Genomic DNA, 14,624 nt, shown 5'->3' with positions numbered 1-14,624 from the left:
ATCACACACTCGTTAAGAAACAAGCCTGAACATATTCAAAAAAAAGGCCGGCAATATGATGCCGGCCTTTTCAATAATTTATAATTAACCTCAATCATTTTCCAATAATCAAAACTGAAAATAGTCAAAGCCAACCAAACTATCCTTTCATGATAGAATGGCCCATTTTATCTCTTTTAGTAGTTAAATAACGTTCATTGTGTACGTTACTGGCAATTTCGATCGGAATGTTTTCTATCACCTCCAAACCATAGCCAATTAAACCAGCCCTTTTAGTTGGGTTGTTACTCATCAGGCGCATTTTGGTTACGCCTTCCGATCTTAATATCTGTGCACCTACACCATAATCACGTTCATCACCTTTAAAACCAAGTTTAATGTTGGCTTCAACAGTATCAAAACCTGCATCCTGTAAGTTATACGAACGCAGTTTATTAATCAGCCCAATACCTCTACCCTCCTGATTCATATAAACTACAATGCCTTTACCTTCTTTTTCGATCATCTCTAAGGCCTTATGCAATTGCGGACCGCAATCACAACGGCACGAACCAAAAATATCGCCGGTTACACAAGAACTGTGTACACGCGCTAAAATAGGCTCATCAGCAGTCCACTCGCCTTTTGAAATGGCTAAATGCGTAGCATTATTGTCCAATTGTGTATAAGCCGTCATTTTAAAATCACCCCAGGCAGTAGGCAAAGCAATGCTCACTTCCTGCTTAATCAGGCTATCTAAATTTAAACGGTAAGCAATCAGATCTTCGATTGATATAATTTTTAACTGGTGTTGCTCTGCAATTTTAAATAAATCAGGAAGACGGGCCATTTCGCCATCTTCTTTTAAAATTTCGACCAATAAACCAGCAGGTTTCATACCAGCCAAACGGGCTAAATCTACCGCAGCTTCGGTATGACCGGCCCTGCGGATTACCCCCCCATCTTTGGCAATTAAAGGGAAAATATGTCCTGGTCTGCCCAATTCTGCCGGATCGGTTTTAGGATCGACCAAAGCCAGCATGGTTTTAGAACGGTCGCTGGCCGAAATACCTGTAGTACAACCATGACCAACCAAATCTACCGAAACAGTAAAATTGGTTTCGTAAGCGGCTGTATTTTTACCCACCATCAAATCGAGGTTAAGCTCTTTACAACGCTCTTCGGTTAAAGGGGCGCAGATTAAACCACGACCATAAGTAGCCATAAAATTGATTACTTCTGGTGTTGCATTTTCGGCAGCCGTTAAGAAATCACCTTCATTCTCTCTATTCTCATCGTCGACAACAATAATCACTTTACCAGCTTTTATATCTGCGACAGCTTCTTCTATTGTGTTTAATTTCGTTTGCATTTTATATAGCATTATGGAGAAAACGCGGCTCATTAGCTTTTAACAAGTATTTATACTGCAGCGTTAACTTGTACAAATGTACAACCTTATTAAGCAATTTTTGGATTAAAATATCATTTGTAAGTAAAGGAAATGAGGTTACTTTTCCTTCTTTTTAAACACTTTAAGCAGCATCTGCTTGTAATAATTTACATCAAAAAGAGCCGAATCAACTGTAGCCTTATAAGTTAAAAAAGCAGCCAGTGGCGATAGCACAATCATGGCCATCCACATACCCACTATTGGGTTTAGGTTACCCTCCCTTGCCGATTTCTCGGCAACAGTGGTAATAATGTGATACACCAGGAAGAACGAAATGGCTACTACAACGGGTAAGCCCATCCCTCCTTTTCTGATAATGGCGCCTAATGGTGCCCCGATAAAGAACAGCAGGATACACGATGCCGCCAGGGTAAACTTACGCTGGTACTCTACCGTAGTGAAGATAATTTCGCCCGTTAAATCGGTTTGACGTGGTGCCCAGTTGGGTACATGCTGCATAATATTGGCTACCACATTGGTGGCATTATCAAGGGCCTGCTTGCGCGATCCGTTTGGAATACTCTTCAGCACCACATCATCAATTTTAGCAGGTGCAGCCTTTATTTTGGTATAACCTTTGGTTACGTTAAACTGCTTAAAGTTACTGGTCAAATTCTCGATAGTACGCATATGTATCGTGTCGAGCTGTTTGGTAAGCGAATCGCGTTTGCGCACAATCCCTTTCAGGTTTAACATCGGGGTACTATTGCCAAATGCGTTAGGGTCGGTTGTGTTGCCATCAAACGACGACATATCGAAACGTGGCGCAGTTTCTTTAAATCTCCTGCGCGAGAAAACCTGCCTGGGGTTATACATCCCGTTGCTACTGGCCTGCTCCTCATACTGTACGCCGTTTTTAAGGCTCAGCACCAGAAACTTACCATCGGCAGTTTTTTCCATCTTGCCTTCTTTGGCCAAAATTACCTTCGGAATGCCATTATTTTCTTTATGATCGTAAATCATAATGTTATGCAGGGTACCGTCGTCCTCTTTCGAATCGACACGGATGGCATAACCCGGTATGGCATTATTAAACACACCTGGTTTTATCAGGAAGGAAAGTTTTTTGTTGCGGATATCGTACAACAGCGAACCAAACTTTAAATTGGCTTTGGGCAACATGTAGTTCGCAAAGAAAAACGACGATACGGTAAGGATTAAAATCACCACGAAAAGCGGGCGCATGGCTTTCTGCAACGAAATACCAGCCGATTTAATGGCCACCAGCTCGTAATTTTCGCCCAGCGAACCGAAAGTCATGATAGAAGAAAGCAGAACTGATAACGGCAAGGCCATCGAAACGTTTGCTGCCGAGGCATAATACATCAGCTCCAGAATGGTATACCATTCGAAGCCTTTGCCAATGAGATCATCAATCCATTTAAACAGAAAAAACATTAGCAAGATGAACATCATTACAAAAAATGTTGCAATGAATGGTCTTACGAATGCTTTTATTAATAGAAGATGTAGTTTTTTCACCCTACAAAGGTAAACAATGCGCAGATAATATTATGCACCCAAAACACTAATCAGGTAATCGATCTGGTTATCCCAGATTAATTTCTTCTCGGCCAGAAGCTCGTCGGTAGTAAAATCGGTAATCGAGAGGGCAACATCGTTGGTTAGTTCATCCTGCACAATTTCCATCTCAAAATAACATTGAGGCTCATCATCAAGCCATTTAAACTTTACCAGCTTATTTTCTTTAACCGAAACCATTTTCGCTTTCAGCTGCTCATCGTCCCAGGTAAAAGTATATACCTGATCGCGGAAAACCACATCGTCGGCAAACCATTGCGACAAACCGTTGGGCTCGCTTATAAAGCTGTATAATATTCTTGGTGACGATCTAACTTCGTACTCTAGTGTAAATTTTTTCTTTTCTGCCATGTTAGTACACTACCAGAATAATTTCCGGATTATTTTAAATGTTATTTTTCTAAAGAAAGGTATTTTATTCTACATCTGCAACTCTTATCATTTTTTTGATTACTTACCCAATTCAACGGATTTAATAGTTGGTTATTGGATCAACCCGTTAATTGTTTAAACCGGTTAACTGCCTCCAAACTCCATGCCCCAAGCTATTCATTGGTAAATGCAAACTATCTATTGCAAACTGCATATAGTTAACTGCGCAACACGGTTTCACTCACCCCTGCAAACAAAAACAAGCCCAAATCATTCAACCAAAGCCGGATTAAAACTGGCCCAATTCATTTAAATTAACTGTGCTATAGTACTTTAAATGTTTTTTCACATTTATTTTTATTAGAATGTATATTTATCCTATATTTGCAGCTCTTAAAAATAACCACATCTGTATTTACGTTATTCAGTAAATATAAGTCCGGCGGGGTAGCTCAGATGGTTAGAGCGCAGGATTCATAACCCTGAGGTCGGCAGTTCGATCCTGCTCCCCGCTACTGATTAAAAGCTCATCGAAAGATGGGCTTTTTTTGGTTTACAAGAGCCTTTAATTAACCTAAATTTTCTGTTATTGCAAAATAAAACTATCGAAAACGTGCACACGCGGTGCGCATGCAAGGGGCAATAAGATTTGTATAGCATTTTGGGATTTTCGACAGGTATTTTAATAGGTTTCGTATACCTAGCAATCTATTCTAGTGACGCCGGAAGAGAACAAATTTTGCCGAGATATTCATATTAATCATTAATTTGCCTCTTTAATAATCAGCAATGAGCGACGAAGATTTTTTTGAGGATTTGGTGAAATCATTTCCAATTCTAAAAACAGATATTGAGGAGGAAGATATCTATATGGTTCATACGCGTATGGAAGTGTTTGCGGGGTACACTAATAATCTAATAGTGGAAAATAATATCCCGGAAATAATTAAATGTTTTAACTTCCTTGAATCGAGGATTGATCTTATGAGTGACTCTTTAGATAACGCCTTGAATGTTTCGTACTGCGAAGCATTACTATTAGGCAAAAATGCAAAAAAAATGGTTCCAATAGTCCAAATAATGCCCAAGAAGTTGTCAGTTGCATATGCAGAGTATGAACAATATTATGCAGATATATGGAAAAGGTATCGCGACTCAGGTCAGTAGAATAGTTTTATCAGGATTTTGAACGACTGAAAAGTGTGCATCGGGCCTGATACACACTTTTGGCGATGCTCCTTGCAAACCGTTCGATGCCTTTTTACAGGTATTTTCAATCTACCTAAAAAAGCTATTGAAGAACTTTTATCCAGGCAGTTCGATGTCCCAAATCCAAGTGCGAAACAAATACGAATTAATCTTTAAGTTTGTTTAATCTAGCTAAACGGCGCAAATCTTCAATAAATTCATTCGTGAATCTATTTCCCAAGGCTACTTGATTAAAAGCTCATCGAAAGATGGGCTTTTTTTGTTTAAGAGGTTATTGAGTGTGATTTCGCAAATAATACTACAAGCCAGCGCTTGTGCAGGTGAAGGTAATCTTAAATCCAACTTTAGTGAGCGTCGCAATAGTAAAGAAGCTGCGCTTTTCTATCCGGTTAACAGATCAGCAACAGACTCGCTTTCGTGCGCAAAGCCTTGCGTAAAAACAGCGCTATCAAACAAAATTTCATTAACTACAAAACCTACCCCAAACGAAACGCACTCGGCGTACATTGATACTTCTCCCGAAAGCTTTTGGTAAAATTAGCCAGATCGTTAAAGCCACAATTAAAAGCAATGTCTTTAATCCTTTCGGTTGAAATAAGCAGTAGCTCCGCAGCCTTTTCGAGTTTTTTGGTTTTAATATAATTGGCAGGCGTATCGTTATAATGCCTGGCAAATTCGCGTTTAAAAGAAGAAATGCTCAAATTATTCAACTGGGCAAGGGCATCGATACTGAGTTGGGTAAACAGGTTGGCCTCAATAATTTGCTTAAAAGTGTAGGTAGTGGGCGAAAACAGCTGGGCAAATATAGTTTGTATGGCCCGGGCATTAGGCGTTTGTGCCAGTAGCAGGATAATTTCTTTCAGTTTTAAAACCAGTATATCTTCGTTAACCAGTGCCGGGTGCTGAAAATAAAACAGCAGGCCTTCTATATATTTTTCAATTAAAAAATTGTTGTTTAAAACCTCAATACTCTTGTTCGAAACCACGCGTTCCGGTGCCTGCAGTATCACCGGCATTTCGCGGTCGTAAATCCGTTTTAAAATATCGGGGTGAAAATTAACTACCATAATTTCGTTAACGCCACCCTCCGTATTCAGGTTGCTGATGGTTTTGCTGGCCTGGATGCAATTTAAAAACAACGCATGCTTATGCGGTATGTTCACCAGGTCTTCATCACGATGGTATTGCATTTCACCCTGTAGCATGTACAAAAAGCAGGCATTATCGGTAATTGGGAAATCGAAGGTAAAGGGTGCCTTTATCCTGATGCTCTGCACCATGGATTTGCCAAACAAGTCATACTTTTTATGATCGATAATCATGTTTAAAAAACCTTCAGCTATAAAAATAGAAAAACTAATGTAAGGTTTGGCTTTTCACCCAAGCCTTAAACCTCCCCCTCTTAATGTCCTTAATCACTTAATGATGAATGTAATCAATAAACAGCCTGCAAATGACTCTTAAACCATTAAGCAGTGAAGTAAGTTAAGGGTTGGTAAAAGCGATTAAGAGTACCAGCAATGTTTGGAAAAACCACAATAATAAACAAGGATTAAACCTCTCCCTCTTTATGTCCTTAATCCTTTAATGATAAATAAAAGAAACAGCCTGCAAACGAATCTTAAACCATTAAATAGTTAAGCAAATTAAAGTTGGTAATATTGTGGCTTCTATTTGGCTTAGCGCATCTTAACCGCCTTGCGTTGTTTAATATACTGATAAACAGCACCGGCAATAAAAGCGATTAAGAGCCCCCCTAATGTTTGGGCAATTACCGGATCGGTAGGGCCCTTGGCCAGCGGATGCCCCAGCGGCACGCGGGTAAAAGTTTCGTTCACGGTAGGGATAAGCGACAGAAAGAAACTGAAAGAGAGTAAAAAATTCTCTGCATAGCGGGCCTTATTACTGGCGCTTCGTTTCACCGAAAGCCAAAATGCCACTACCACTAAAATAAAAATGAATACCGAAAAAACATGCCCGGCATTAAAGCCACCATGCTTAGAGATGCCCAGTGCGGTTAAAGCCGTAACAGTGGTGGTATAAAAGTATATTTTACCGCTCAGCTGCGTTAAATCGATCTTGCCAAAGCGTACAAATGAAATGATTGCCGCTGCAATGGCAACAATACCAATAATGGTATGAAAAATTCCTAAACCTGTTAGTCCCATAGTGTTTTTGTTTAATGTGCAATTGTTGGTTACAAAAGTGGCTATAGTAAGGATAAGGGGCTTTGTTTATTGGTTCAATTGATTGGCAATCTGGTTCAAACGCAGCAGGTGTATCGTTGCTGCCTGAGCTTGTTATTGCTAATTTTACCAGTAATTTTTAGCCATAACTTAAATTAAACAGAATTCTGCTGTATTTTGGTAGCATGAAATGGATTACCCGAGAACGCCCTAAGATTGACCGTATTGCCTGTCCCTGGCTTATTCTCCGCTTTATTGATGCAGATGCTGAGATTTTGTATGTGCCTTACAACGAGGTACTCGAAAAAACTGCAGAAACAGGTGCTATACCTTTCGATATGCCGGGGGTAGAATACAGCCATTATGACGACCAGTGTACTTTTGATTATTTTATTAAAAAACACAGCTTAAAGGATGATGCGCTGGCACGTGTTGCAGCCATAGTACGCGGAGCGGATACCGACCGGCACGATTTTGCACCGCAGGCGGCAGGCCTGGAGGCTGTTTTTTCGGGGCTGGCCTACCAAATTAAAAACGACCAGGAGCTTTTGCAGCTTGGCCTAACCATTTACGATGGTCTTTATGCCTGGGCCACCCATTTATATCAATTGAAACATACGCAGAGTGGCCCTGTAGAACAACTGCTGTTACAGGTTTACAACCAATACCTTAAACAGGAAAAAGACAAGAAAGCACCGGTTTGGGCGCAAACGCTCAAAGAAATGATACAAGACCAGCTCGACACCAACATGACCCTGAGTTTGCAGCAGGCATCAGAAGAGCTGGAAATTAACCCGGCCTACCTCTCTCGCGAGTTTTCTAAATATTTCGACAACCTTACATTTGGCGATTACATGCGCAAACTCCGGGTAGAGAAAGCCATTCAATTCATGAGTCACGAAAATTACTCGCTTACAGAGATTGCTTACCTTACTGGCTTTTCCGATCAGAGCCATTTTAACCGCATTTTTAAAAAACACACCGGCAAAAACCCGCTCGATTATAAAAAAAGTTTGCGTTTAGGTAAAAAGGATACAAAATAGTAAAACACGTTCTATTTTGGGTTTTAAGTTCAGGCTAATATTGTGGCATGAACTTATTCCGCTATTTAACTATCGTGATAACATTTTTGTCGGCACCTGCTTTTGGCCAAAACAGCGCGGTGGTCAGTTATCCTAAAATTGCCGCTTATGTTGGTATAATGCATCCCATTGTTACATTTAGCAGTGCAGGCACCGATACCAATTTCGACGGCCATTACGTAGTGGGTATGCCGGTGGGTATCAATATCTGGAAAAGCCAGAAAGTTGGTTTTTCTGCGGAGTTTGTTCCGACACTGCGGGCAGAAAACGGCAGCAGCAAGATGAGCAATTTCACCTTTCATCCCGGTATATTGCTTGCCCTGGGCAGCGGCTTTACCTTTGCCGGGCGCCTGGCTTTCGAAACGTCTGGCCGTTACGGTGTTACGCCTGTTTTAAACAAAACCGTAATTAAAAGTAAAAACTGTAACTACTTTGCAGCACTTCCGTTACCGCTGCGTTTTGGCAACGATAAACCGGCATCGTTTACCCTCGGCTTTCAATTTGGCATTGCATTTTAAATATGGCTAACCAAAAATATACACGGAAAGATATTACCCTTTACTTTTTGCGATTGGGTACCTGGGGCTTTGGGGGCCCCGTAGCACTTGTGGGTTATATGCACCGCGATTTGGTAGAGCAAAAAGCCTGGTTAACGGAAGAAGAATATAAAGAAGGGTTGGCTCTGGCTCAGCTGGCACCAGGCCCGCTGGCTGCACAACTGGGCATTTACATTGGTTTTGTACATTATGGCCTGCTGGGTGCCACACTTACCGGCCTGGCATTTGTACTCCCCTCATTTATTATGGTGGTTTTGCTTGGCATGGTTTATCAGTCATACGCCGGTCTGAGCTGGATGAGTGAGGTATTTTATGGCGTTGGCGCGGCCGTAATTGGTATCATTGCCTTGAGCGCCTATAAACTTACAGTCAAATCGGTAGGTAAGCTAAACTTTGCGGCTATAAAAACGAACTGGCTGCTGTGGGTATTTTATTTAATAGCCATTATTACAACCATTGTTACCCAACAAGAACAAATTTTATTGTTTATTGGCTGCGGGCTACTTTACATGGCTGTTAAAGCACCTCCCCACTGGATAAAAAGGCCCAAAGCCCTGCCTATAGTATTACTTAGCGGTATGGGCTTTTGGAACTACTCTAAAGCTACGCTTATAGAAATAGGCTTGTTCTTTTTAAAAGCAGGCACATTTGTATTTGGTAGCGGACTGGCCATTGTGCCTTTTCTACATAGTGGCGTAGTAAGCGAATACAAATGGCTAAGCGAATCGCAGTTTGTAGATGCTGTGGCAGTGGCCATGATTACCCCTGGGCCAGTGGTAATTACTGTTGGTTTTATTGGTTATCTGGTAAACGGCTTTCCGGGAGCAGCTGTAGCGGCGGCGGCTACATTTTTACCTTGCTTCCTTTTTACAGTGGTGTTGGCTCCTTATTTTAAAAAGATTGCCAAAAACACCAGCATCAAGGCTTTTGTTGAAGGTATTACCGCAGCAGTAATAGGCGCATTGGTGGGTTCGGTTGTGGTAATTGCCACCCGTTCTATTATCGATTTGCCTACCGCACTGATTGCTGTAGCCAGCGGTATTGCCCTCGTTTATATAAAGAAACTACAGGAACCACATATCATTATTGCAGCGGCCTTACTGGGCATTATAATTAAGAGCATTTAAACTAAAGCTGCACCAGGGCTGCTTAGTTTTTACTCCCCAATAATGGCTTTTTCCATCCTGCTTTACAGCTTCGGCCTTTAACAATAAGTCACTCTCTTTTTGATATAAAACAATCTCTTCGTTTTTCTTCAGTTGAAAAGAATAATTGCCCTCGCCCAAATCTTTTAACTCCACCTTACCTTTTACCTGTACTTTTCCGTTTATACCCGGGTGTATAACACAGGGTTCGCCCGCCAGACTTTTTATCTTTACCCATTTCGTTTCGCCATTTTTTAGCACCGCACTAATTAAAAATGCACCTTCTGTTCTTAAGTTTTTAAACGACAGCTCTTTCCAGGCAGTTGGAACAGCAGGAAATACCCTGATCTTATCGCCCCAGCTTTGCAATAACAATTCTTGTATAGAGGTGGCCGCAGCAAGCGGGGTTTCTATTACCGGCCCCGACTCTAAATACAAGGTATTGGGCTTAATAAACTGATCAAATAACTGGTTGAGGTAAGTTAACGCCTTATCGCCGTTCCCCATCATGGCGTACATAGAAGCGCCACCTGTAAACGAATAGCCCTGTAAGGCGCCTTTAAAACTATGCCAATGGCTTAGCGATTGTGTTATTAAAGGCCGGCTTTCCGGTTGGTCCCAATTCAGCGTATACAGTGGATAAATCATTAACAAGTGCGAATAATGACGGTGCGACTGGTTAAAAGGTACATCGCGACCTATACGCAAACCATTTGCATCGCTAGGATAAGGGGTTAGATTGGTTAAAACATCTTTCCATTTAACGGCTAGCTCATCCTTTGGATTGATGGTCAATAAAGTTTGGCAGCCCCAACGCAGCAACGACAAATCGTAATTGCAATCGCGGGTAATTCCTCCCGGGTATTCGGGCGAAGATGTTCGTGGCAAATGCCATTTACCGTCGTCTTCTTTAGCCATCACATCCATATAGTAATTGATGCTTCCTTTTAACAATGGAAAAAGCCGTGCTTTAAGGCTTTGATCCATAGTATAGCGGTACTGCAACCAATAATAGTATAGGCACCAGGTAAGGTTTCCCATTTCGAGGTCTATATCTGATAAGGTCGAATCTTTGGCGCTAATCACTTTAATGGGACTGTATAAATCACTTGTAGCTACCCTACCCAGGGCCATTGCGTTGTATTGATAGGCAGCAGGTACATTTTTGCTTAGGTTTGCTTTACCTTCATCAATCATTTTTACAAGCCCATTGGCCAAATCAACTCGGTTGGCGGCGTACAATGGCGAATAGGTTAACTGGATATTGAGGTTAAACCAGTAGGCCGGCCATGGGGTATCGCGAAACCAGGGACCCATTAAATCTAACACAGGCTTGCCTGTCCTTGTACCACTGGCCAGTTTGTATTGTTGTATCCAATAAAAGCTTTCCATTCTGGCATCAGGCAGCGATATAAAGCTCTGTGGATAATAATGGTGCCACCACTGGCGGTGTACATTCAGCAACTGTTGCAAGTTATCTTTTGCAGCCTTGCTAACCGTTTGTACCGCTTCGTTAACAGCAGATTGTTTTCTGTCAATGGCTACCGACAGGAAATAGGTTCGGCTGCCGGCTTTATTTTTTGCCACCCACGCCGTAGTGTAATCGCCACCCGAAAGCATGGGTTGTTTACTATATGCAACAGCGCCTGCATTTGCAAAAACAGCAGGTGGATTAGCACCATATCCTGTTGGAATTCCCCTGTATTTTGTGCGGCTGCTAATGGAAACTTCGGGGTTGAACTGCCACTTAAACTGCTCTTCTCCGGCACTCACCCTGGTTTCAAAAACAATTACATTTGTTTGCGAAAGTGTAAGGGTACGCCACTGAATGGTTCCTTTATCAGTTACAATGGTACCATTGGCTTCGGCGTTCCACAAATCGATCCGTGCGGTATTCTTTACGATGTTTCCAACAGGTTTTAGCTCAAAATACCCGATAGGCAGGCGTGCTTTTTCAAATAACGGCGATCCTGCCCTATCATCCCTTACATCGGTACGACCAAGGTCTAGGCGCAAAGTATTGCTATCTTTCAGGTACAGCATGGTGCCCAGCAAACCATTGCCGGTAAAAATGCCTTCTTCCCATTTGGTGCTCAGTTTATCGTAAACCATATCGTTTCGGGAAAGAAATTTTTGCCAGTTTACAGCGGTGTCAGATTGTGCAAAACCAGTCTGAAACAGGAGCACGAAGAATATGAACAGAGCGGAATGCTTTAATGTTTTCATTGATTATTTTTAAGGATTGATGCGTAACGCATCTTTAAATTCTAAACGCCCACCGTAGCCCCAGTTTTCTTTTGTGAGGTCGCAAAAATCGCCGTACAACCGCATATCATCGTAAAGCAAATTCCTTAACGATTTTACTATAGCCTGCTTATCCCGCTTATTGGCAAGGTTATTTTTTTCCAAAGGATCTTTTGCCAGATCAAAAAGCTGTATGGAGTGATTTCCGTTAACGTTATACAGGATGAGTTTCATATTATCTTTTACTACAGCACGCTGAAGGTTAGCGTAGGTAGTAAACAAATGGTCGCGGCCCCTGAATTTCTTTTGGGTAAACGCTTCATTTAATGAACGGCCACTTACGGTACCTGGAACTGGCAGGTTATTCATTTTACAAAGTGTAGCAAAAACATCGGTTAAGTAGCAGTAAGCATCTGTTTGTTTATTGGCCGGAATACCCGGACCACTAAAAATAAGCGGTACCCGCATAGAGTGATCGTAAAGATTTTGTTTGCCCAATAGGCCATGCTGCCCTACAGCCAGGCCATTATCTCCGGCAAGCACAATAATGGTATTTTCATATTGGCCGCTTTTACGGAGCGCATCTAAAATTCTCCCAATTTCATGGTCTACTTCTGTAATCATGGCATAATACTTCGCTATTTCAGCTTTCACACTATCGGCATTTCGGGGAGTTGCCAATAACTGCTCATCACGCACTTTTAGCTCTCCATTATCAAAAGGGTGTTCGGGCATAAAATTACCGGGTAGGGCAATTTCTTTCTTATCATACAACGAGAGGTATGCTGCAGGCGGGGTTCTCGGATCGTGCGGGGCTGTAAAAGCAACATACATCAGGAAAGGTGTATTTTGCGGTTGCTCCAGAAAATTAACCGCAGCATCTGCATAACATTCCGAAGAGAATTTATTGGCGTGAAAGCTATTTTTATATTGCCCTGACGGATCGTAATGATTTATTTTAGGGTTCCAGTGCCCACCTTCCTTTTCGGTATGCATGCCACCAAAAAATATATGGTCACCAGTTGAAAAGGAACGGTTAAAAGATAAATAATCACTGTGCCACTTACCGGTTGAAAAGGTACGGTAACCATTCTCCCTAAATACTTCGGGAAATGTTTTCTCGCTATTGGGGATGTAACTTCCATCCTGATGCACTTTAAATACCGATCTTCCGGTAAGTAACATGGCCCTGCTGGGTGCGCAAACGGCACCGCCGAGCGATCCCATAATATGTGCCTGGGTAAAGGCCATTCCGCTTTTTACCAGCTTATCGATATTGGGAGTTTGTATTTCGCTATTATTAAGTGCTTTAATGGTATTAAAACGCTGATCATCCGTTAAAATGAAAAGAACATTGTGGGGTTTTCGCTGCTGTGCACTAACAGCCAGCGATGCGAGCAGCAGGCAGGCAAAAAACAGTTTAACAATTAAAGCTTTCATTTTTAGGGAGGCTTACTATACTTGGTCAATTGTAAATATACCGGTGTTTCCGTTCTTAATATTCAATCATTTAAGCAAACAATTGCGCCATTTTAACGCTTAACAGCCCTTAAATGATAACAAAAAAGCACTTATGTACCATATAAGGCATGTAAGTTACATATAAGCGTAACAGTTCATAAATGTCCTTATGTGTCTTAAATGGTAAAAAAATTATAATGAACCATATAAGTCATTTAAGTACATATAGCCAACACGCCTTAAATGTCCTTATGTGTCTTATATGGCAAAAAATAGGTAATAAGGAGTTTAAAACGGATAAACCCGATGGTTAACATTAAGTTCGCAGCCGCCAGGTAATGAAACATAAAGCAGCTGCAATTTGTCTTCATTGAGTTCATCGTCATCCAGTAATAGGAATTTTAAGCTTTTAAATTTAAGAGGAGCCGCAATCAAATCGTCCACACCAATGCTGGTTCCGCCGATGTGCAACAGCTCAAGGTCTTTAATCTGCTGCAAATCTTCCAAACAGCCTGCATCAATATTAAGGCAGTTTTTCAGCCTGAGTTCGTTAACCGCATCCAGGGTGCTCAACAAGGCAATTCCGGCGTTGGTAATTTCGGTACCATCCAAATCAAGCTGGTAAATGCTACGCACATATTCAATCATCCACCCTATTTCTTCATCATCTACATGGTAGCGCCTAAAATTGGCCCGCTCAAGGCGAGCCGGTACTTCGTTAATATGGCTTGGAATATTGAAATAAAAGAAATTAGTCCAAAACTCTTCTTCCTTTAATTTTGCCGCTTTTTTCTTCCTCATCGCTTTCTAAATTAATACTTTATTTAAAAATGATGGTATATACTTTTGTCATAATGCTCTGCTATAGTCCTAAAGCCAGGTTACGTGAAGGGGCTTAGGCATCCATGGATACTTAATCACTGAAAATGTAAATGGCGATTGATTCAGTAATAAATCGTATGCCCGCTTTTCAACAACCAGTTCCCAATATGCTTCCAGCTCTCTTAATAACCCCTCGCGCACCAGCCAGTTGCCCCTGAAACCTTCAACTGAACTGCTACCTGTAGCCGGCCAATAACCAATCATTGCCTGGAGCAGCCCGTTAATCAACAGTATCTGATCTTCGGAGATATCAATTTCTTCGGGCACGGGTTGTGCCAGTGGCAAACCACAAAGCACTTTATTGAGCTGAAGTATGGTTTCGGAAGTAGCAGATAAGCCCGTAACAGCAAATTCAGCGTATTGCACTGCCTTACACTGGCTCGCAAGACCGGTAAAAACCTTGTTTTCGATTAGCAAGCCAAGCCTTTCAAAAAGCATGGGCAAATAATTGTTCAACAAGACTAATCCTGCATTTTTTACAGCTAGGGTTTCGGGCGTTAATGACATCTGCG

Annotated in this window: 13 protein-coding genes and 1 tRNA gene; 5 read left to right on the top strand and 9 right to left on the bottom strand. The window is 41.6% G+C overall.

The genetic code is table 11. The features are described from left to right. Positions 1-139: 139 nt before the first annotated feature. The 3 genes from G7074_RS13770 to G7074_RS13760 form a co-directional block, all read right to left on the bottom strand. The gene (locus tag G7074_RS13770) at positions 140-1,351 is read right to left on the bottom strand and encodes a bifunctional 3,4-dihydroxy-2-butanone-4-phosphate synthase/GTP cyclohydrolase II (RefSeq protein WP_124558315.1); all 1,212 of its coding nucleotides are present in this window, start codon (positions 1,349-1,351) and stop codon (positions 140-142) included. A 138-nt stretch (positions 1,352-1,489) separates the two neighbouring features. Further along, a complete protein-coding gene (locus G7074_RS13765; RefSeq protein WP_370526492.1) occupies positions 1,490-2,848 on the bottom strand; it encodes an LptF/LptG family permease in 1,359 nt (452 codons plus the stop codon). 96 nt (positions 2,849-2,944) lie between these two features. After that, positions 2,945-3,325 (bottom strand): START-like domain-containing protein, encoded by a 381-nt coding sequence (locus G7074_RS13760; RefSeq protein WP_124558313.1) that lies wholly within the window; start codon positions 3,323-3,325, stop codon positions 2,945-2,947. A 462-nt stretch (positions 3,326-3,787) separates the two neighbouring features. Between G7074_RS13760 and G7074_RS13755 the strand changes: the two genes are divergently transcribed. Both G7074_RS13755 and G7074_RS13750 read left to right on the top strand, forming a co-directional pair. Continuing rightward, positions 3,788-3,861, top strand: a tRNA-Met gene (locus tag G7074_RS13755). Between the two features lie 274 nt (positions 3,862-4,135). Continuing rightward, a complete protein-coding gene (locus G7074_RS13750; protein ID WP_166208877.1) occupies positions 4,136-4,513 on the top strand; it encodes a hypothetical protein in 378 nt (125 codons plus the stop codon). A gap of 518 nt (positions 4,514-5,031) precedes the next feature. On the opposite strand, the gene G7074_RS13745 is transcribed toward G7074_RS13750, so the two are convergent. Further along, positions 5,032-5,877 carry an AraC family transcriptional regulator gene (locus G7074_RS13745; protein WP_166208874.1) on the bottom strand — a complete coding sequence of 282 codons (846 nt, stop codon included), beginning with the start codon at positions 5,875-5,877 and terminating at the stop codon, positions 5,032-5,034. 357 nt (positions 5,878-6,234) lie between these two features. Next, on the bottom strand, positions 6,235-6,723 hold the full coding sequence (locus tag G7074_RS13740; protein WP_166208871.1) for a hypothetical protein: 489 nt from the start codon (positions 6,721-6,723) through the stop codon (positions 6,235-6,237). 203 nt (positions 6,724-6,926) lie between these two features. On the opposite strand from G7074_RS13740, the gene G7074_RS13735 reads away from it, so the two are divergent. The 3 genes from G7074_RS13735 to G7074_RS13725 are packed head-to-tail and all read left to right on the top strand — an operon-like array spanning position 6,927 to position 9,507. Further along, on the top strand, positions 6,927-7,784 hold the full coding sequence (locus G7074_RS13735) for a chromate resistance protein ChrB domain-containing protein (protein ID WP_166208868.1): 858 nt from the start codon (positions 6,927-6,929) through the stop codon (positions 7,782-7,784). A 47-nt stretch (positions 7,785-7,831) separates the two neighbouring features. Next, positions 7,832-8,341: a hypothetical protein gene (locus G7074_RS13730; RefSeq protein ID WP_124558298.1), complete on the top strand. Its 510-nt coding sequence runs from the start codon at positions 7,832-7,834 to the stop codon at positions 8,339-8,341. A 2-nt stretch (positions 8,342-8,343) separates the two neighbouring features. Further along, positions 8,344-9,507: a chromate transporter gene (locus G7074_RS13725; RefSeq protein WP_124558297.1), complete on the top strand. Its 1,164-nt coding sequence runs from the start codon at positions 8,344-8,346 to the stop codon at positions 9,505-9,507. Here the strand turns inward: G7074_RS13725 and G7074_RS13720 are convergent. The 4 genes from G7074_RS13720 to G7074_RS13705 form a co-directional block, all read right to left on the bottom strand. Next, entirely contained in the window at positions 9,478-11,751 is a 2,274-nt protein-coding gene (locus tag G7074_RS13720; RefSeq protein ID WP_166208866.1) for a glycoside hydrolase family 95-like protein, read from the bottom strand. The genes G7074_RS13725 and G7074_RS13720 overlap by 30 nt on opposite strands. Before the next feature lie 9 nt (positions 11,752-11,760). Next, a complete protein-coding gene (locus G7074_RS13715; RefSeq protein WP_124558295.1) occupies positions 11,761-13,209 on the bottom strand; it encodes a sulfatase-like hydrolase/transferase in 1,449 nt (482 codons plus the stop codon). A 309-nt stretch (positions 13,210-13,518) separates the two neighbouring features. Then, complete coding sequence (locus tag G7074_RS13710) at positions 13,519-14,031, bottom strand: hypothetical protein (RefSeq protein WP_166208863.1); 513 nt, start codon at positions 14,029-14,031, stop codon at positions 13,519-13,521. A 69-nt stretch (positions 14,032-14,100) separates the two neighbouring features. Continuing rightward, positions 14,101-14,619, bottom strand: a complete 519-nt coding sequence (locus G7074_RS13705) for a contractile injection system tape measure protein (protein WP_166208860.1) — start codon at positions 14,617-14,619, stop codon at positions 14,101-14,103. Positions 14,620-14,624 lie beyond the last annotated feature (5 nt).

It is taken from the genome of Pedobacter sp. HDW13 (assembly GCF_011303555.1).
Lineage (GTDB): Bacteria > Bacteroidota > Bacteroidia > Sphingobacteriales > Sphingobacteriaceae > Pedobacter.
The sequence above is the reverse complement of the archived record's forward strand: the minus strand, read 5'-3'. Positions and strand labels throughout refer to the sequence as shown.